Annotated in this window: 17 protein-coding genes; 10 read left to right on the forward strand and 7 right to left on the reverse strand. The window is 70.0% G+C overall.

Annotated features, from left to right (window positions below):
• Nucleotides 1–8: 8 nt before the first annotated feature.
• Both ligA and A6I89_RS02410 read left to right on the forward strand, forming a co-directional pair.
• Entirely contained in the window at nt 9–2,099 is a 2,091-nt protein-coding gene (gene ligA, locus A6I89_RS02405) for an NAD-dependent DNA ligase LigA (protein WP_044991306.1), read from the forward strand.
• Between the two features lie 344 nt (nt 2,100–2,443).
• Entirely contained in the window at nt 2,444–2,932 is a 489-nt protein-coding gene (locus tag A6I89_RS02410; protein ID WP_013416622.1) for a GNAT family N-acetyltransferase, read from the forward strand.
• 5 nt (nt 2,933–2,937) lie between these two features.
• Here A6I89_RS02410 and A6I89_RS02415 read toward each other — a convergent pair whose 3' ends face one another.
• The gene (locus tag A6I89_RS02415; RefSeq protein ID WP_005518989.1) at nt 2,938–3,588 is read right to left on the reverse strand and encodes an ACT domain-containing protein; all 651 of its coding nucleotides are present in this window, start codon (nt 3,586–3,588) and stop codon (nt 2,938–2,940) included.
• 188 nt (nt 3,589–3,776) lie between these two features.
• On the opposite strand from A6I89_RS02415, the gene gatC reads away from it, so the two are divergent.
• Together gatC and gatA are read left to right on the forward strand one after the other, a co-directional pair.
• Nucleotides 3,777–4,076, forward strand: coding sequence for an Asp-tRNA(Asn)/Glu-tRNA(Gln) amidotransferase subunit GatC (gene gatC / locus A6I89_RS02420; protein WP_005518991.1), 300 nt, complete (start codon nt 3,777–3,779; stop codon nt 4,074–4,076).
• Nucleotides 4,073–5,557 carry an Asp-tRNA(Asn)/Glu-tRNA(Gln) amidotransferase subunit GatA gene (gene gatA, locus A6I89_RS02425; RefSeq protein ID WP_060934498.1) on the forward strand — a complete coding sequence of 495 codons (1,485 nt, stop codon included), beginning with the start codon at nt 4,073–4,075 and terminating at the stop codon, nt 5,555–5,557. Before gatC ends, gatA begins: the two co-directional genes overlap by 4 nt.
• A gap of 84 nt (nt 5,558–5,641) precedes the next feature.
• On the opposite strand, the gene A6I89_RS02430 is transcribed toward gatA, so the two are convergent.
• The 3 genes from A6I89_RS02430 to A6I89_RS02440 are packed head-to-tail and all read right to left on the reverse strand — an operon-like array spanning nt 5,642 to nt 8,166.
• Nucleotides 5,642–6,166 carry a mycothiol transferase gene (locus tag A6I89_RS02430; protein WP_022596931.1) on the reverse strand — a complete coding sequence of 175 codons (525 nt, stop codon included), beginning with the start codon at nt 6,164–6,166 and terminating at the stop codon, nt 5,642–5,644.
• A 45-nt stretch (nt 6,167–6,211) separates the two neighbouring features.
• Nucleotides 6,212–7,561, reverse strand: coding sequence for an alpha/beta-hydrolase family protein (locus A6I89_RS02435; RefSeq protein ID WP_022596930.1), 1,350 nt, complete (start codon nt 7,559–7,561; stop codon nt 6,212–6,214).
• The gene (locus tag A6I89_RS02440; protein WP_022596929.1) at nt 7,558–8,166 is read right to left on the reverse strand and encodes a hypothetical protein; all 609 of its coding nucleotides are present in this window, start codon (nt 8,164–8,166) and stop codon (nt 7,558–7,560) included. The genes A6I89_RS02435 and A6I89_RS02440 overlap by 4 nt, the downstream gene beginning before the upstream one ends.
• A gap of 206 nt (nt 8,167–8,372) precedes the next feature.
• Here A6I89_RS02440 and A6I89_RS02445 point away from each other — a divergent pair, with 206 nt between their 5' ends.
• The 5 genes from A6I89_RS02445 to A6I89_RS02465 all read left to right on the forward strand — a co-directional run bounded on the left by A6I89_RS02445 (nt 8,373) and on the right by A6I89_RS02465 (nt 14,054).
• Nucleotides 8,373–9,518 carry a sensor histidine kinase gene (locus A6I89_RS02445; RefSeq protein WP_005519001.1) on the forward strand — a complete coding sequence of 382 codons (1,146 nt, stop codon included), beginning with the start codon at nt 8,373–8,375 and terminating at the stop codon, nt 9,516–9,518.
• 9 nt (nt 9,519–9,527) lie between these two features.
• Nucleotides 9,528–10,190: a response regulator gene (locus A6I89_RS02450; RefSeq protein ID WP_022596927.1), complete on the forward strand. Its 663-nt coding sequence runs from the start codon at nt 9,528–9,530 to the stop codon at nt 10,188–10,190.
• An 81-nt stretch (nt 10,191–10,271) separates the two neighbouring features.
• Nucleotides 10,272–11,303 (forward strand): ATP-dependent 6-phosphofructokinase, encoded by a 1,032-nt coding sequence (locus A6I89_RS02455; RefSeq protein ID WP_005519004.1) that lies wholly within the window; start codon nt 10,272–10,274, stop codon nt 11,301–11,303.
• A gap of 22 nt (nt 11,304–11,325) precedes the next feature.
• Nucleotides 11,326–12,834: an Asp-tRNA(Asn)/Glu-tRNA(Gln) amidotransferase subunit GatB gene (gene gatB / locus A6I89_RS02460; RefSeq protein ID WP_037086173.1), complete on the forward strand. Its 1,509-nt coding sequence runs from the start codon at nt 11,326–11,328 to the stop codon at nt 12,832–12,834.
• 11 nt (nt 12,835–12,845) lie between these two features.
• Nucleotides 12,846–14,054, forward strand: a complete 1,209-nt coding sequence (locus A6I89_RS02465; protein ID WP_022596926.1) for a cation:proton antiporter — start codon at nt 12,846–12,848, stop codon at nt 14,052–14,054.
• A gap of 3 nt (nt 14,055–14,057) precedes the next feature.
• On the opposite strand, the gene A6I89_RS02470 is transcribed toward A6I89_RS02465, so the two are convergent.
• On the reverse strand, nt 14,058–15,200 hold the full coding sequence (locus A6I89_RS02470; RefSeq protein ID WP_022596925.1) for a PQQ-dependent sugar dehydrogenase: 1,143 nt from the start codon (nt 15,198–15,200) through the stop codon (nt 14,058–14,060).
• A gap of 117 nt (nt 15,201–15,317) precedes the next feature.
• Here A6I89_RS02470 and A6I89_RS02475 point away from each other — a divergent pair, with 117 nt between their 5' ends.
• Entirely contained in the window at nt 15,318–16,217 is a 900-nt protein-coding gene (locus A6I89_RS02475; protein WP_022596924.1) for a DoxX family protein, read from the forward strand.
• An 80-nt stretch (nt 16,218–16,297) separates the two neighbouring features.
• Here the strand turns inward: A6I89_RS02475 and ilvD are convergent, their stop codons facing one another.
• Together ilvD and A6I89_RS02485 are read right to left on the reverse strand one after the other, a co-directional pair.
• Nucleotides 16,298–18,139 (reverse strand): dihydroxy-acid dehydratase, encoded by a 1,842-nt coding sequence (gene ilvD / locus A6I89_RS02480; protein ID WP_005519009.1) that lies wholly within the window; start codon nt 18,137–18,139, stop codon nt 16,298–16,300.
• Between the two features lie 188 nt (nt 18,140–18,327).
• Entirely contained in the window at nt 18,328–18,831 is a 504-nt protein-coding gene (locus A6I89_RS02485; RefSeq protein ID WP_013416611.1) for a PH domain-containing protein, read from the reverse strand.
• Between the last annotated feature and the right edge of the window lie 284 nt (nt 18,832–19,115).

Below are 19,115 nucleotides of genomic sequence, written 5' to 3' on the forward strand. Positions count from 1 at the left end.
AGCCCGACGTGGAGGTCGTGCCCGCGAGCGCCGAGGATCGGGAGCGCTGGCAGGAGCTGGCCGAGGTCGTACGCAACCACCAGTTCCGCTACTACGTGCTCGATTCGCCGATCGTCTCCGACGGCGAGTTCGACCAGTTGTTCGGCGAACTGAACGCCCTCGAGGAACGGCATCCGGATCTGCGCACGCCCGATTCGCCCACCCAGTTGGTCGGCGGCGGCTTCGCGACCGAATTCAAGGCCGTGGACCATCTCGAGCGAATGCTCAGCCTCGACAACGTCTTCGACTACGACGAGCTCCGTACCTGGATCGGCCGCATCGAGGCAGAGGTGTCCGACGGTCGCTCTGCGGGCTCCGCTGCCCACCCCGACCTGCACTATCTGTGCGAGGTCAAGATCGACGGCGTCGCTCTGAACCTGGTCTACGAGAACGGTCGACTCGTCCGGGCCGCGACTCGGGGTGACGGTCGCACCGGTGAGGACGTCACGCTCAATGCCCGCACCATCTCGGACATTCCCGAAACGCTGACGCCCAGTGACGAATACCCGATTCCCGCGCTGCTCGAGGTGCGCGGCGAGGTCTTCTTCCGGCTCGAGGACTTCGCCGCTCTCAACGCCTCGTTGGTCGCGGACGGCAAGGCGCCCTTCGCGAATCCGCGGAACTCCGCGGCCGGCTCGCTGCGGCAGAAGAATCCCGCGGTCACCGCGCGACGGCGGCTGGGCATGATCTGTCACGGACTGGGCCGCACCGAGGGGTTCGATCCGGCCGGGCAGTACGACGCGTACACCGCGCTCGCGGCGTGGGGCCTGCCGGTCTCCACCCACACGTCCCGGGTCGTCGGGGCGGACGCGGTGGTCGAGAAGGTGAAGTACTGGGACGAACACCGGCACGACGTCGAACACGAAATCGACGGCCTCGTGGTGAAAGTCGACGAGATGTCGCTCCACCGTCGCCTCGGCGCGACGTCGAGGGCGCCGCGCTGGGCGGTCGCGTACAAGTACCCGCCGGAGGAGGCCACCACCAAGCTCGTCGACATCCGGGTCAGCGTCGGCCGCACCGGACGCGTCACGCCGTTCGCCTACATGGAGCCGGTGCTGGTCGCCGGGTCGACAGTGGCCCTCGCGACGTTGCACAACGCGTCCGAGGTCAAGCGCAAGGGTGTGCTGATCGGGGACACCGTGGTGATCCGGAAGGCCGGCGAGGTGATCCCCGAGGTGCTCGGCCCGGTCGTCGACGTGCGGGACGGCTCCGAGCGCGAGTTCGTGATGCCCACCGAGTGCCCGGAGTGCGGCACCACCTTGGCGCCCGCCAAGGAGGGCGACGCCGACATCCGCTGCCCCAACCAGCGCTCGTGCCCGGCGCAGTTGCGGGAGAGGGTGTTCCACGTCGCGGGGCGCGGCGCCTTCGACATCGAGGTGCTCGGCTACGAGGCCGCGACCGCACTGTTGCAGGCGGGTGTCATCAGTGACGAGGGCGACCTGTTCTCGCTCACCGAGGACGACCTGCTCGAGGCGCCGCTGTTCCGCACCAAGGCGGGGAAGTTGTCCGCCAACGGCCGCCGCCTGCTCGACAATCTGGGCTCGGCCAAGCAGCAACCGCTGTGGCGCGTGCTGGTCGCGCTGTCGATCCGGCACGTCGGGCCGACCGCGGCGCGGGCCCTGGCGAGCGAATTCGGCAGCCTCGAGCGGATCGAGAACGCCGGTGTCGAGGAACTCGCCGCGGTCGACGGCGTCGGCGGCACGATCGCGGCGGCTGTCGTGGCCTGGTTCGAGGTCGACTGGCACCGCGACATCGTCGCGAAGTGGCGTGCCGCGGGAGTGACGATGGAGGACGAACGAGACGAGTCCATCGTGCGCAATCTCGAGGGACTGTCGATCGTCGTCACGGGTTCGCTCGAGGGCTTCAGCCGTGACGAGGCGAAGGAAGCCATCCTCGTTCGCGGCGGGAAGGCGGCGGGATCGGTGTCGAAGAAGACGGCGTTCGTGGTGATCGGGGAGGCGCCCGGATCGAAGGCGGCGAAGGCGGAGGAGTTGGGTGTCCCGATCCTCGACGAGGACGGTTTCCGGCGCCTCCTCGACCACGGGCCCGAGGGAGTCTGACGGCCACAGCCGGAGAAGCGCAGCGCGACACGAACATTCACACCGAATCGGGCATCTTGTCTACGTGATGAATGCCACTCTACGACGAGGCGTCGTTGGCGTCGGGCATCGGCCGGGCGGAGCGAACGGGGGGTTCGGTCGCCGCTCGGCGGGGTGGGCCGACGGCCATCGATCCTGGTGGGAGTCGGTTCCGTTGTGGCGCGGCGCACGTACCCGGTGCGCCCACGGTGGTGATCGCGTTCGTCCGGACCGGGCGGTCCGAGTGTGGCGGGCGTCTCATTTCCGCCGCTCGGGGCATCTGAATCGGTTTTCTGACGGAGGGCAGTGGCTGACATAGTGACGCCATGATCGATATCCGGACCGCCACGCCTGCCGACTACGACGCCGTCGGCACCCTGACCGCCGACGTCTACATCGACGGTGGTTTCGTATCGGAGTCCGACATGTACGCGGAACGGCTGCGCGACACGGCGTCCCGTGCCGAGCACGCCGACGTGGTCGTCGCGGTCGTCGGTGACGAGATCGTCGGGTCGGTCACCATCGCCGCACCCGAATCGAAGTTCGCGGACGTCGCGGAGAAGGGTGAGCTCGAGTTCCGCATGCTGGCGGTCGCGCCCACCGCCCGCGGCAAGGGCGTCGGATCGGCCCTCGTCCGGCACGTGCTGGACGTCGCCTACGAGCGCGGTGACCGCGCTGTCGTGATCTCGACGCAGTCCGACATGGTGGACGCCCGACGGATCTACGACCGCAACGGTTTCGTCCCGGCGCCCGAGCGCAACTGGGAGCCGGTTCCCGGCATGGAGCTCACCGCCCTCGTCCGCGAACTGGTCTAGCGGTCTCAGCCCAGCACGGTCGCGACGATCCCGGCCAGATAGCCCAGGCGGGCCACCTCGGACGGGCGGAACTCGGGCCCGCCGGGGCGGCCCAGCACGAGCACCTTGCCGCTGGTGCCGAGCGGCGCGGCGGCGAGGGTGGTGTCCATGTCGCGCCACGACTGCGGTACCCAGTCGGCCTGGCCGTCGAGGACGGTCGCCTTCGCGAGGGGCATCCACGGGGCGTCGCCGGCGTGTGTCTCCGGCGCCCCCGGGCTGCCGACGACCCGGAACGCGCCGTGCGGACCGAGGTCCATCACCGTCGACCAACCGACGCGCAGCACGCGCGGTGCGCCGTCCACGAGGACCTGCAGCCGGTCGGAGTGCGCCGCCGCGACGTTGTCGATGAGTTCGAGTTCGCGATGGGTGTCGAGGATTCCGGCGTACGGGCGGATCGAGTCCACGCGGACGTCGGGGAGATGTTCGGCGGCGGTGATGAGCGTGTCGGGAAGCGAGCCGCTCGCGACGTCCACTACGAGATCGTCGACGGCGAATCCCGAACCCCGCTCGACGACGTCGAGCGAGAGGATGTCCGCGCCGACCGAGCCGAGCGCGACGGCGAGTGCGCCGAGGCTGCCGGGACGATCGGGCAGCTGGACTCGCAGCAGGTACGACACGTGCGGCCTTTCCGTTCGTTCGAAGACTGAAGTTTCGACACCGAAGAAGGGACACGGTGCGAGCCCCCGCCGCCTCCATCCTTTCACCCCGGTCCCGCCGCTGCTCGGGTGACGGGCTGCACGGCCCGCGACGGCCACGCTCTAGGCTGGTGGGAACGTTCACTCCGACCTGAAAGGGGTCACCGAAGGTGCCTGCCATCTCCCGTGACGAGGTCGCCCACCTCGCCCGGCTGTCCCGGCTCGCCCTGACCGACGCGGAACTCGACGAGTTCGCCGGTCAGCTGGATTCGATTCTCAGCCACGTGAAGGCGGTGGCGGAGGTCGCGGCAGATGATGTCCCGCCCACCGCGAACCCCAACCCCGTCGTCAACGTGACCCGGCCCGACGTCGTCGTCCCGGGTCTGACGCCCGAGCAGGCACTGTCCGGCGCTCCGGCCGTCGAAGAGGACCGGTTCGCCGTTCCGCAGATCCTGGGAGAGGGCGAATGAGCACCGATCTGACCCGTCTCAACGCCGCGGACCTGGCGTCGAAGATCCATTCGCGCGAGATCTCGTCGGTCGAGGCCACGCAGGCGCACCTGGATCGGATCGCAAAGGTCGACGGCGAGCTGCACGCGTTCCTGCACGTCGCGGGCGAGCAGGCGCTCGTCGCGGCCAAGGAGGTCGACTCCGCGATCGCCGCCGGTGACAAGCCGGTATCGGCGCTCGCGGGCGTGCCGATCGCCCTCAAGGACGTCTTCACGACCACCGACATGCCGACCACGTGCGCGTCGAAGATCCTCGAGAACTGGGTCTCGCCCTACGACGCCACGCTCACCACCAAGCTGCGCGAGGCCGGCATCCCGATCCTCGGCAAGACGAACATGGACGAGTTCGCGATGGGCTCGTCCACCGAGAACTCCGCGTACGGCCCCACCCGGAATCCGTGGGACACCACGCGTATCCCGGGTGGTTCGGGTGGCGGCTCCGCGGCCGCGCTCGCGTCGTACCAGGCGCCGCTCGCGATCGGCACCGACACCGGTGGCTCGATCCGCCAGCCGGCCGCGGTCACCGCGACCGTCGGCACCAAGCCCACGTACGGCACCGTCTCGCGCTTCGGTCTGGTGGCGTGCGCGTCGTCGCTCGACCAGGGCGGTCCCTGCGGTCGTACGGTGCTCGACACCGCGCTGCTCCACGAGGTCGTCGCCGGGTACGACCCGCGCGACTCCACGTCGGTGAACGAGCCGGTCCGCCCGGTCGTCGAGGCGGCCCGTCAGGGTGCGACCGGCGACCTGAAGGGCGTGCGGGTCGGGGTCGTCAAGGAACTGCACTCCGACAGCTATCAGCCCGGCGTCATCGCCTCGTTCGACGCTGCCGTCGAGCAGCTGACGGCGCTCGGTGCCGAGGTCGTCGAGGTGTCGTGCCCCAACTTCCTGCACGCGCTCGCGGCGTACTACCTGATCCTGCCCAGTGAGGTGTCCTCGAACCTCGCACGCTTCGACGCGATGCGCTACGGCCTGCGGGTCGACGACGGCAACATGAGCGCCGAGCAGGTCATGGCCGCCACCCGCGCCGCCGGATTCGGCAAGGAAGTCAAGCGCCGCATCATGATCGGCACCTACGCGCTGTCGTCCGGCTACTACGACGCCTACTACGGTTCGGCGCTCAAGGTCCGCACGCTGATCGCCCGCGACTTCGACGCCGCCTACGAGAAGGTCGACGTCCTGGTCTCGCCGACGAGCCCGTTCACGCCGTGGAAGCTCGGCGAGAAGGTCGACGATCCGCTGGCGATGTACCTGTCCGACCTGTGCACGCTGCCGACCAACCTGGCCGGTCACTGCGCGATGTCCGTGCCGTCCGGTGTGTCCGCGGACGACGGTCTGCCCGTCGGCCTGCAGATCATGGCCCCGGCGCTGGCCGACGAGCGCCTGTACCGCGTCGGCGCGGCCTACGAGGCGGCCCGCGGGCCGATCGCGTCGCCCGTCGCGTAACACCCGCTCCGCACGACGGCCCGGATCCGAGACACGGATCCGGGCCGTCGGCGTTCGCGGGCCGCGACTGGGGCGGGTCCGCGGCTAACGTGCCTCGAACAGCCCCCGCACGTACGCGGCCTGCCCGAGGTGCTGCAGGCAGTCCCCGATCACGCTGACCAGTCGGACGGACACCGTGACGGGCGGATCCCACCGCCGGTCCACTACCCGGTCGAGTTCGTCGGCAGTGAGTTCGTCGAGGTACTCGAGTGTCGCCAGGTGGACGTCGCCGTGGTAGTCGGCGAGCAGTTGGGCGTCGGCGTGGACCTCGCCGACCTGGGTGCTGTCGTGCCCGAACCCGATGTCCGACGCGGGGAACGGCAGGCCGAACCGCTCCTGCCAACCACGGGACGTCCAGGCCTGGTCCACGTCGGCGACGCCGCTCACGTGGTCGTCCTGGACGCGGGTGAGGTGCCAGATCAGCCACGCGATCGAATTCGCCTGTGGGCCGGGACGATAGTCGGCCATCTCGGTGGTCAGTCCGTCGGTGCTCGCGAGAACGAGTTCGCGGATCCGTTCGAAATTGTCCCGCAGGATCGCCCGCGCTGGTTCCGTGTCCGTTGCACTCATGTCTCCACGGTAGGTGGGTCAGACGAATGTGTCCGGGGATCGGGGTCAGCCGCAGTCACGCATCGCCAGTCCCTGGTCGTCGCCGTAGCGATGGCCGTGCCCGGACGGGGCATTCAGGGCGAATACGAGATCGATGCCGGTCTGGAGGAAGCTGACGACGGGAATCCACTGCGGCACAGGAGCGTCGACCCGCGCGTGGGTGAGATCGGGTGCTCGCGTCAGAAGGGCCGGCGACCACCAGACGACCGGGTCGGAACTGTTCGCGAGGACTGTCGCGTCGTCGGTGCGCACCGAGCCGGCCGGCGGGCCCGCCCAGAGCACACTGCACGTCCGTGCGCGCTGGTCGGCGACGTCGTCGAAGATCGCGCTGCCACCGATGGACCCCAGGCTCTGCCCGTACACGTGCAGCGCGGGACGTTCGGTGGCGGGCAACTCTGCGATCCGCGCCGCGACGGCGGCGAACAGTGCACGGGCGGACGCCTCCGCATCGGCCCGGCCGAAGACGAACGTCGCCCAACTCGGCGCGTACGAGTACTGCATGCCCACGATCGCGACGTCGCCGGCGAAGCGGCGTTCGAGTCCGCGTGCGGCCTCACCGTCGATCCACCCGGAGCCGGTCGGCACCGCGACCACCACGTGCGCCCGGCGCAGGCCGCCCGCGCGCTCGAGTTCGGCGACCGCGAGGCGCGCCCGGGCCCCCGGCTCCGGGGCCGAGTCGAGACCGACGTAGGTTCGCACGCTGCGCGGGTCGGAGATGCCGGCGACGAACCGGCGGCCCTCCGCGCCCAGCGTCGACCACGGGACGAGCGAATCCGGATCACCCGGCGCGAGTGTCGGGTCGATACGGCCACTCGTGTTCCGAAAGTGTTGCGCCGCAGCATCGGCCGCTGCCGGTGCGGCGCCCGCGATCAGCACGGTCCCGGCGACGAGTGCCAGTGCGGCGCCGCGCAGCAGACCGAGACGTCGCGCGACACCGCGGATTCCGCGAGCGACCGCGAACAGGGCCAGGCCGGTGATTCCCGCCCAGACCGTCACTTCCGCCCAGTGCCCGGCCCCGACCGGTGGTGCGCTCATCGCCGCCCGCACCGCGTTCTGCCAGTGATTCGCGGTTCCGACCGACCAGACGACGGCGGCACCCGCGAGGACGAGCGCGACCACCCGGGCGTCCCGGTGCGGGGCCGGGTGGACGGGCCGCAGGCGTCGCACCGTCGTCACGACACCCCAGCCGAGCACCGCCAGTATCCCGGTCAGCACACCCTGCACCACAGGGCCACGGGGCAACAGCGACGGTGCGAGCGACGCCACGGCCCCGCTCGTCACCGCCGCCGTCGTGGCGACGCGGGGCAGGGAGAGGGCGCCCGCGGCCGCCGCGCGTGACGCGTCGACGGCACTCATGCCGCACCCCCCGTCCTGATCCGCCGGATCACGAACGCCGTGAGCAGTACGCCGGCGGCGGCGAGGGCGCCCCCGACGGTGTACCGGATCCAGGGTTCGTCGACGGGGGCGCCGTAACCCTGCCGCCGCGAGTTCCAGCCGACCGCGGTCGCGGCGGTATCGGCCATCACGAAACACTGTGCGCGGTCCCGGATCCGGGCATCGCAGGCGTCGTGCAGGCGCCGGTCCAGCTGGGCGTCGATCTCGGTGCGCGCCCACGTTCCCAGGTCGCCGCCGTTCAGGTGGGCGTACCGCAGCAGGTCGTAGCCGAGATCGTGCGACTTGCAGGCGGTGTCGAACTCGGACGGCAGCGGGATCGGCGACGAGCATGCTCCGTCCGGATTGACGAGCATCCCGTCCACGACGGTGGGCCGGTAGCCCATCACCGTGGCGAAATCGTGCGGGACGACCTCCGGTGACCGGTCGTCTGCCGTCAGCGCGGCCACCGCACGCGCGGCGACGGTGTCCTCGCGCAGAGGATCGGCGTCGGCTGCGGGAGCGTACGACGTCGCGGTCACGATCGAGGTGGCGGCCAGGACCGCGCCGGCCCAGATTCTGGTTCGCATGCCAAACGACGCTAGAAACGGGTATTGCGCTGGGACATCACCCCGAAGTGCGGATCACGCCCCGCCCCGCGGCGGGACGGGCGACGAGCCGCTCGTACCGGGGAACCACCGCGATCTCACTCTCAGGTATGACGCCCGACGAGACCGCGGTTCCTAGAGTCGGATCCGTGAGTGGCAATCGAGTGGTCCGTGATGCGACGAATCGGATGCGTGGGCACGGGGTGAACATCCTCATCGGCCTCGTCACCGTCGTCCTGTACGCGGTGGCGTGGCCGACGCTGCATCTCACCCATCAGGTCTCGTACCCGATGCAGCCGATCATCGCGGCGCTCGCCGCATGGCCGTTCATCCTCGTCCGGGCCAATCCCGCACTCGGATGGGCCGTCTCGGCCGTGTCGGCGCTCGTGATCCCGTGGGTGTTCGACCTCGTCCCGGACTCCGGGTACGTGTACCCGTGGCAGGTCGTGCACATCATCGTGATCATGACGCTACTGCTGGCGGTGAGCCTCGTCGCCGGGCCGCCCACCGTCGTGGTGGCGTGGATCTCCACGGTGCTGTTGTTCTTCGCCGACGCTCCGGGCGACGACGGCATCGGCTGGGCGGTCGGGTTGAGTGCCCTGGTGGTGTTCGGTCTGCTGGTCCGCTGGCTGGTGCTGTCCCGCCGACAGCTCGCCGCGGAAGAGGAGGCCGGTGAGCTGGAGCGGGCACGGCGGGCGATCCTCGAGGAGAAGGCACGCATCGCCCGGGATCTGCACGACGTCGTGGCCCACCACATGTCGATGGTCGTCGTGCAGGCGCAGAGTGCGCCGTACCGGATCGCATCGGTGTCCGACGAGGCCAAGGCCGAGTTCGAGTCCATCGGCGCCACCGCGCGGGAGGCGCTCAACGAGATCCGCGGTCTGCTCGGTGTGCTGCGGAGCGACGCGGAGACGATCGAGCGGGCGCCGCAGCCCGGCGTAGACCAGGTCCAGGCGCTGCTCGACGGCAGTAGGCGTGCCGGGATGACGTTGTCGTGGAACGTGACCGGTGATCCGTCGGTGCTGTCCGAGATGTCCGGGCTGACGGTGTACCGCATCCTGCAGGAGTCGCTGTCGAATGCGTCGCGGCACTGCCCGGGCGCACACGTGACGGTGTCGGTCGATTACGGGCCGTCGGTCACCTCCCTCGTGGTGGCCAACGGTCCCGCGCTCGCCTCCTCGGCGGCCTCGCCGCGGCCGGAATCGTCGGGCGGCAGCGGGATCGCGGGCATGCGTGAACGCGCGGCCGCGATCGGCGGCACTCTCGACGCCACCGCGAGGGACGACGGCGGATTCGAGGTCCGGGGACACATCCCGAACGCCCCGCTCGCCTAGGCTGTGGCGGTGGCGATCACGGTATTCATTGCGGACGATCAGGCGATGGTGCGGCAGGGCTTCGGCGCGCTGCTGGGGGCCCAGCCCGACATCAGCGTCATCGGCGACGCCCCCGACGGTCGTGCCGCGGTCACCGAGGTCAAGCGGCTGCGGCCCGACGTCGTGCTGATGGACGTGCGGATGCTGGAGATGAACGGGCTCGACGCGGCGCGCGAGATCCTCGCAGCAGCAATGGAACCGCCGGTGCGCGTGCTGATGCTCACCACGTTCGACATCGACGAGTACGTGTACGAGGCGCTCGGGATCGGCGCGAGCGGCTTCCTGCTCAAGGACGCGCCGGCGGAGGAGCTGATCCGGGCGGTACGGGTGGTGGCGGCGGGGGAGGCGCTGCTCGCTCCGAGCGTGACCAAACGGTTGATCGAGGACGTCACGCGGCGCCGGGCCGCCCCGCGCCGCCGCGACCGGCAGCTCGAGACGCTCACGCCCCGCGAGCGTGAGGTACTCGAGTTGATCGCGGCGGGACTGTCGAACGTCGAGATCGCCGAACGGCTGTTCGTCGCGGAACAGACCGTCAAGACCCACGTCGGCAAGGTGCTGTCGAAGCTCTCGCTGCGCGATCGCGCGCAGGCCGTCGTCATGGCGTACGAATCGGGGCTGGTCACCCCCGGTTGATCGACTCGGCGTGCCGGATCGGCGCTGGAGCGGCAAGATGAACAGGGACCGCTCTGCAAGCGAACGCCGAGAGGTGCCGTGATGCGCATCGGAATACTCACCGGAGGCGGCGACTGCCCCGGTCTCAACGCCGTGATCCGCGCCGTCGTGCGCACCGCGGACAGTCGGTACGGCAGCACCGTCGTCGGATTCCGGGACGGCTGGCGCGGCCTGCTCGAGGACCGCAAGGTCCAGATGCGGAACGAGGACCGGATCGACCGCATCCTCGCGCGCGGCGGCACGATCCTCGGCACCGCCCGCGTCAACCCGCAGAAACTGCACGACGGTCTCGACCGGATCAAGCAGACCCTCGACGACAACGGCATCGACGTCCTCATCCCGATCGGTGGCGAGGGCACGCTCACGGCCGGCAGTTGGCTCGCCGAGAGCGGCGTGCCCGTCGTCGGCGTTCCGAAGACGATCGACAACGACATCGACTGCACGGACGTCACGTTCGGGTTCGACACGGCACTGACGATCGCGACCGAGGCGATCGACCGGCTGCACACCACCGCCGAGTCGCACCAGCGCGTGATGCTCGTCGAGGTGATGGGCCGGCACGCCGGGTGGATCGCTCTGCAGTCCGGCATGGCGTCCGGCGCGCACCTGACACTGGTGCCCGAGGTGCCGTTCGATGTCGACGAGGTCTGCGCACTGGTCAAGAAGCGGTTCCAGCGCGGCGACTCGCACTTCATCTGTGTGGTCGCCGAGGGAGCGGCGCCGGACCCGGAGTCGATGACGCTGCGTGAGGGCGGGATCGACGAGTTCGGGCACAAGATCTTCACGGGCGTCGCGCAGCAGTTGGCGGTCGAGATCGAGCGACGCATCGGCAAGGAGGTGCGCACAACGGTGCTCGGTCACGTGCAGCGCGGCGGCACACCCACCCCGTACGACCGGGTGCTGGCGACCCGGTTCGGCGTCCATGCGACCGACGCGGCGCACAACGGACAGTTCGGGCAGATGGTGGCGCTGCACGGCACGAACATCGAGTTGGTGCCGCTGTCGGAGGCGACCAAGCAACTCAAGACGGTGCCCGTCGAGCGCTACCGGGAGGCGGCCGCGTTCTTCGGGTGACGAGGCGCATAAACTCATGGCCATGACTGCCGCCGTGTCCGCTGACCTTCTCGACTATGACGCCGTCCTCGCGAAGTTCGAGCCCGTACTGGGCATGGAAGTGCACGTCGAGTTGCACACCGCCACCAAGATGTTCTGCCCGTGCCCCACGACGTTCGGTGCCGAGCCCAACACGCAGGTGTGCCCCGTGTGCCTCGGCATGCCGGGAGCGCTTCCCGTCGTCAACCAGGCCGCCGTCGAGTCGGCGATCCGCATCGGCCTCGCGCTGAACTGCTCGATCACCCCGTGGGGCCGGTTCGCCCGGAAGAACTACTTCTACCCGGACCAGCCGAAGAACTACCAGATCTCGCAGTACGACGAGCCCATCGCGACCGAGGGCTACCTCGACGTCGTGCTGGACGACGGCAGCACGTGGCGGGTCGACATCGAGCGCGCGCACATGGAGGAGGACACCGGAAAGTCGCTGCACGTGGGCGGCGCCACCGGTCGTATCCACGGCGCCAGCCACTCGCTGCTCGACTACAACCGCGCGGGCGTGCCGCTCGTCGAGATCGTGACCAAGCCGATCACCGGTGCCGGTGAGCGGGCCCCCGAGGTGGCGCGGGCCTACGTCGCCGCCCTGCGCGACCTGCTCAAGGCCCTCGACGTCTCCGACGTCCGCATGGATCAGGGCTCGCTGCGCTGCGACGCGAACGTCTCGCTCATGCCGATCGGCGCCGATGTGTTCGGCACCCGCACGGAGACCAAGAACGTCAACTCGCTCAAGAGCGTCGAGACGGCCGTCCGCTACGAGATGCGCCGTCAGGCCGCCGTTCTGCTCTCCGGTGGCGAAGTCATCCAGGAGACCCGGCACTTCCAGGAGGGCGACGGCACCACGTCCGCCGGTCGCCGCAAGGAGACCGCCGAGGACTACCGCTACTTCCCGGAGCCCGATCTCGAGCCCGTCGCACCGGACGCCGCGTGGGTCGAGGAGTTGCGTGGCACGTTGCCCGAGCTGCCGTGGCTCCGCCGTGCCCGCATCCAGGAGGAGTGGGGCGTCTCCGACGAGGAGATGCGCGACCTCGTCAACGCCGGTGCCCTCGACCTCGTCATCGCGACCACCGAGGCCGGCGCACCCGCGTCCGAGGCCCGCTCCTGGTGGGTGGCATACCTCGCGCAGCAGGCCAACACTCGCGGTGTCGAGCTGACCGAGCTGGCGATCACCCCGGCGCAGGTCGCCAAGGTCGTCGCCCTCGTCGCGGACGGCAAGCTGACCAACAAGCTGGCCCGCCAGGTGGTCGACGGCGTGCTCGCCGGCGAGGGTGAGCCGGAAGAGGTCGTGGCTGCCCGTGGCCTCGAGGTGGTGCGTGACGACTCGGCACTCCAGGCCGCGGTCGACGAGGCCCTCGCCGCGAACCCCGACATCGCCGACAAGATCCGCAGCGGCAAGGTCGCGGCGGCCGGCAAGATCGTCGGCGACGTCATGAAGGCCACTCGCGGACAAGCAGATCCGGCGCGTGTCAAGGAACTCGTCATCGCCGCGTGCAGCTAATGTAGCGGCGCATGAGCGCTGCCGTAGCCACGTCACTCTTCTGGATCACAGTCGCCGCAGCGATCGCGCCACTGATCGCGGGATCGTTGCGGCGCAAGCTGATTCCCGAGGTCGTGCTGCTGCTCGTGGCCGGGATCGTGATCGGGCCGTACGCGCTGGACTTGGCGAACGTCGACTCCGAGATCGAGCTGCTGCGTGAGCTGGGGCTCGGCATGCTGTTCCTGCTCGCCGGATACGAGATCGACAGGGACGAACTGACGGGCCGCGGCGGACGCCGTGCCCTGATCACGTGGCTGATCTGCCTGGCGCTGGCGTTCGCCGTCGTCGGCGGGCTGGCCGCGGCGGGACTGGTGCACTCCGAGATCGCCGTCGCGATCGCGCTGACGTCGACCGCGCTGGGCACCCTGCTACCGATCCTCAAGGACCGCGGTCTCGTCGAGACCCCCGTCGGCCGCGCGGTGCTCAACCACGGCGCGATCGGTGAGATCGGCCCGGTCATCGCGATGGCGGTGCTGCTGGGTGCGCGCGGTGCGGTGCTGTCGCTGGTCGTGCTGGCGGCGTTCGCGGCCGTCGCGGTGGTGGTGGCGCTGCTACCGGCGCGGATCCTGCGCGAGGGCACCGACCTGCTGGCCGTCGTCCGCCGCGGCTCGGACACCACCGCCCAGACCACGGTCCGGCTGGTGATGCTGCTGCTCGTCGCGCTCATCGCGGTCGCAGCCGTCTTCGACCTCGACATCATCCTGGGCGCGTTCGCGGCAGGCTTCATCCTGCGGCGCACCGTGCCGGACGGCAACGAACAGCTCGAACACAAACTCGAGGGTCTGGCCTTCGGCCTGCTCATCCCGATCTTCTTCGTCACCTCCGGCATGGCGATCGACGTGTCGGCCGTCGCCGACGAGCCGGGGGTGCTGGCCGCGTTCCTCGCCCTGCTGGTGGTGGTGCGCGGTCTGCCGGTGTTCGTCGCGTCGCGCTACGACCGGATCGCATCGTTCGACACGCGCGAGAGCCTGCAGGTCGCGCTGTACTCCACCACCGGTCTGCCGCTCATCGTCGCGGTCACCGGCGTCGCGGTGTCGGCGGGGCAGATGTCGAACGCCACCGCATCCATCCTCGTTGCCGCGGGCGCCATCTCGGTGCTGATCCTGCCGATGCTCGCGGGGTTCCTCGTGAGGCGCTCCCCGACGTCGCCGGGCGACGCCCACGAGGGTGTGAGCGCCTGAGCGTCAGTCGAAACCGCCGCCGCCGGACGGCAAGGGGATCTTCACGACGCGGTCGTCCGTCGGCCCGGGCTCGCCGCCCGACTTGTTGACCGTCGACGCCCAGATCTGACCCTCACCGCTGATCGTGACGTCGCCGAGCCGGCCGTAGAGATTCTGTGCGAGCTGCGCGGGCGCGGACGACACCGAACCGGTCTCGCGGTCGGTCGTCAGCACCGCCACCGCGCGCCCGTCGGTGAGCGCGATCGCGACGGCGCCCGCCGCCACCGCGCATCCCGCGACGCCCGGCTTGTCGGGCCACGTCCACACCGGGGCGGCGCCGACGCCGCCGTCCGGACGGATCCGCTGCAGCCGGTCCTCGGTCGCCGTCCGATCCGTCACCCACACTCCGCCGTCCACGTCGGTGCAGACGCCGCCGGCGCGGCCGAACCCCGACGCGGCTACGGCCGGAGGCGGCGGCGCCGGAGCCGTCGACAGCGACGTGACACGGAGGAGTTTGCCGGCCAGCGATCCCGGATCGGCCGCGGCGGCCGGGTTGCCCGCATCGCCCGTGAGCACCATGAGCTCGCCGGGCTTCGCGAAGGTCAGTGACCCGGCGTTGCCCTCGGCGCCCCGCGGAATGCCGGTGAGCACGTCCTTGGGAACGTCGCCGGGGGCGACGCGCACGACGCGGTTGTCGGTGGCCGTCGTGATGTACGCATAGACCAGCCGGTCCTCCCCGAAGGTGGGGGAGAGCGCGATGTCGAGCAGGCCGCCGTCGGACCCCGAATCCACGGGCACCGAGGCGAATTCGGTGGGCGCCTGGCCCTGCGTCACCAGCAGGATGCGCCCGGTGCGCCGCTCGGTCACCAGCGCCGACGCCCCGTCGGGCAGCATCACCAGTCCGCCGGTGGCGTCGAGACACGTCGCCACGACGTTCGGATCGCGGTCGAAGCACGGGTCGTCGGGCACCGACGGCTGCGGTGCCACCGACGACGGCGGTGACGGTTCCTTCGGCTGCACCTCGCCACCCGACCCGAACGTCGGTTCCGGGGTGAACGGGGAGGACGCGGTGTCGTCGAAGCGAGCGCATCCCGCCGCCGCGACCACGACGATCGAACAGAATGCGGCCGCCGTCGCACGGCGGGCCCGCAGGCTCGGTACACGCATCCTCATGCTGCACGACGTTACGGAAGGGCACGCCGTCGCCGCCACGTCGCCCGGTGTGACCGGCGCGCCGAGGCGCCAATCCGGTGACCCACCGCGATCCGCCCTAGGCTGCCTTTCGTGACCGACAAGCCGAGAGAGCACCCAGCGTCCACCGGCCAGGGAACCGCGCCCAGTCCGTTCGACCAGCCGACGGAGCGGTTTCCCGCACAGTCCGTCCGGCCGTCGATCCCGCGCACCGACGACGATTTCGACCCCGGGGCGGACGATCTGAGCAGTCTGCCGACCGAGCAGCTGCCCGTCTACCGGCCCGCCGCGAACGCATCGGCCCCGCCGGTTGTCGACGATCAGGTCACCGAGGTGATTGCGCGTCCCGAGCCCACGGTGTCGGAGCCGATCGTTTCGGGGCCGACTGCTTCGGAGCCGATAGTGTCCGAACCCGTCACGGTCGCCGCCCCCGTCGCAGTCTCCCCGCAGGCGCCACCGCCCGAGAGCACGGAGCAGCGCCGCGGCACGCTCGACGTCGGACTGTTCGTCCTGCGTCTGGCCGTGGGAGGCACCCTCCTCGCGCACGGTCTGCAGAAGCTGACCGGATGGTGGAACGGCCCGGGGCTCGGCGGATACCGCGACGACCTCGTCACTGCCGGTTTCGATCACGCGCGTGCCCTCGCGGTCGCGGGCGCGGTCGGCGAGGTGGCCGGCGGTGCGCTGCTGATCCTGGGCCTGCTCACGCCGTTCGCGGGTGCGGCGGTGCTGGCGGTGATGATCAACGCGTGGTGCCTGAAGCAGTCGGCGCTGCCCGGTCTCGAGTACTTCGCGCCCGACGGCGTCGAGTACGAGACGCTCCTGGGGGCCGCCGCCGCTGCCATCGTCCTCACCGGTCCCGGCCGGATCGCGCTCGACGGCCGGCGCAAGTGGGCCACCCGGCCGCACGTCGGGTCCGTCGTCATCCTGCTCGTCGGGGTCGCCGCCGGTCTGACGGTGTGGTTCGTCTTCAACGGCGCGAATCCCGTCATCTGAGCCACCCCCCCCGAAACGGCTGAAGGGTCCCTTCGCGCGCTGTGAGCGCGTGAAGGGACCCTTCAGCTGTTGTAGCGGTGTTACGGCACCTGGCGGACGGCGCCCTTGTCGGCCGAGGTGGCCAGGGCGGCGTACGCGCGCAGCGCGGTGGTGACGGTGCGCTGGCGGTCGACCGGCTGCCACGGACGCTCGGACGCCTCCATCTTGGCGCGGCGCGCGGCGAGGGTCTCGTCGTCGACGAGGACCTCGAGCGTGCGAGTCGCGACGTCGATGCGGATCTGGTCACCGTCCTCGACGAGTCCGATCACACCGCCCGACGCGGCCTCGGGGGAGATGTGGCCGATCGACAGGCCCGACGTGCCGCCGGAGAAGCGGCCGTCGGTGATCAGGGCGCACTCCTTGCCGAGCCCGGCGCCCTTGAGGAAGGCGGTGGGGTGCAACATCTCCTGCATGCCGGGGCCGCCCTTGGGGCCCTCGTAGCGAACCACGATGACGTCGCCCGGCTTGATCTGCTTCTGCAGGATCACCGAGACGGCCGCTTCCTGCGACTCGACGACGACGGCCGGACCCTGGAACGAGAACAGTTCCTCGTCGATACCGGCCGTCTTGAGGATCGCGCCGTCGACGGCGATGTTGCCGCGCAGCACGCACAGGCCGCCCTCGACGGTGTAGGCGTGCTCGAGGTCGCGAATGCAGCCGCCCTCGGCGTCGGTGTCCAGTGCGCTCCAACGGTTGTTCGTCGAGAACGGCTCGGTGGTGCGCACGCCGCCCGGAGCCGCGTGGAAGAGCTCGATCGCCTCGTCGGACGCCTTGCCGGAGCGGATGTCCCACGTGTCGAGCCACTCGTCGAAGCTCTTGGTGTGGACGGTGGAGACGTCGGTCTCCAGCAGGCCGGCGCGGCGCAGCTCACCGAGCAGCGCGGGGATACCACCGGCGCGGTGGACGTCCTCCATGTGGTAGTCCGAGTTGGGGGAGACCTTCGACAGGCACGGCACCCGACGGCTGATCTCGTCGATGGTGCTCAGGTCGAAGTCGACCTCGCCTTCCTGCGCCGCGGCGAGCGTGTGCAGCACCGTGTTGGTGGAGCCGCCCATCGCGACGTCCAGTGCCATCGCGTTGCGGAACGCCTTGGGGGTGGCGATGTTCCGCGGCAGAACCGACTCGTCCTCGTCGCGGTAGTAGCGCAGCGCGGCCTCGACGACGGTGGTGCCGGCGCGGCTGAACAGGGCGCGGCGCGCCTCGTGGGTGGCCAGCGTGGAGCCGTTGCCGGGCAGGGCCAGGCCCAGTGCCTCGGTGAGGCAGTTCATCGAGTTGGCGGTGAACATCCCCGAGCACGAACCGCACGTCGGGCACGCCGAGCGCTCGACCTCGTCGAGACCCTCCTCGGACACGGAGTCGTTGGCGCTCGCGGAGATCGCGGTGATCAGGTCGGTGGGTGCCTGCGCGACGCCACCGACGACGACGGCCTTGCCGGCCTCCATCGGGCCACCCGAGACGAACACGGTCGGGATGTTCAGGCGCATCGCGGCATTGAGCATGCCGGGGGTGATCTTGTCGCAGTTCGAGATGCACACCAGTGCGTCGGCGGTGTGGGCGTTGACCATGTACTCGACGGAGTCGGCGATGATCTCGCGGCTGGGCAGCGAGTACAGCATGCCGCCGTGGCCCATGGCGATGCCGTCGTCGACGGCGATCGTGTGGAACTCGCGTGGCACGCCGCCGGCGGCGCGGACGGCCTCGGCGACGATCTCGCCGACGTTCTTGAGGTGAACGTGGCCGGGGACGAACTGGGTGTACGAGTTGGCGATCGCGACGATCGGCTTACCGAAGTCGGAGTCGGTCATACCGGTGGCCCGCCACAGCGAGCGGGCTCCGGCAGCGTTGCGTCCGACGGTGGTGGTGCGTGACCTCAGCGGGGGCATGGGCGGATTCCTTCGTCGATCAGCGGTTCTCGGCGGCGGGCTGTGCACGCCGAGCGCAGCGAGAAAAGTGTGTACGTGTGGGCCCGTGGGGTGCTGGTCGGCTGGACCCGATATCGGCTGTGGGAACTGCTCGTCATCTCCGGTGGGAGTGGGAGACGTCCTGGTGCGACGCTACTCCCGTGACCGGGTCATTCGGCATTCGGCTCCGGCGCGTCCGTAGCTGCGGTCTCGTCCGACCGGGCTGCTTCGGCTTCGGCCGCACGCTTGCGTGCCTCGGCCGCACGAGCGGCCGCGTACGGGTCGGTGACCCGCCCACCGCTCGCGGACGCCAACTGGGGCAGTCGGCCGAACGTCACGGTCGGCAGCGACACCTCGGTGCCGTCCACGAGGTCGGCCCGGGCCCAGCCGCGTTTGGGGAAGCGGAAGCCCTTCACCTGATCCCACGATATGGACTGCGACGAGAAGGCTCGCCGCAGCTCGAGCCCGTCCGGCGTGACGGTGGTGCGCACCCGCAGCACCCAGGCGCCGATCAGGAAGGGGATCACCAACGTCCAGGCGAACGCCGCCGGCCAACCCAGAACGGGGAAGCTGAGGCAGAACAGCAGGAAGATGCACGCAATCAGCGCGAGCGGCGAAATCCGGATGACCTGTCGGCTGTCCGCGGGCGTATGGGATGATGGCTGTGGTGGCACGGGCTGCTGAGGAGATGACACCTCTACATCTTCGCACTGCAGCCGAGGCATCTTACATTCTGGGACAGCGCACTCACCAAAGTTGACTGTCTACCATTGGCGCGCCTACCGTCGAGCGCGTGAAGCAGAATGAGTTGCTCGTAATCGGCCGGCGCGTCGTCGCCTGAGCCGGTTGTTGCAACTCGCCAGATAACGACGCGCCACCCTCGTACAGCTGATGCTGACGAGGGTTTTTTGTTGCCCGGATCCAGAACCGCAGAGCCAGAATCGCAGAGGACTTCTCC

It is taken from the genome of Prescottella equi (assembly GCF_002094305.1).
Lineage (GTDB): Bacteria > Actinomycetota > Actinomycetes > Mycobacteriales > Mycobacteriaceae > Prescottella > Prescottella equi.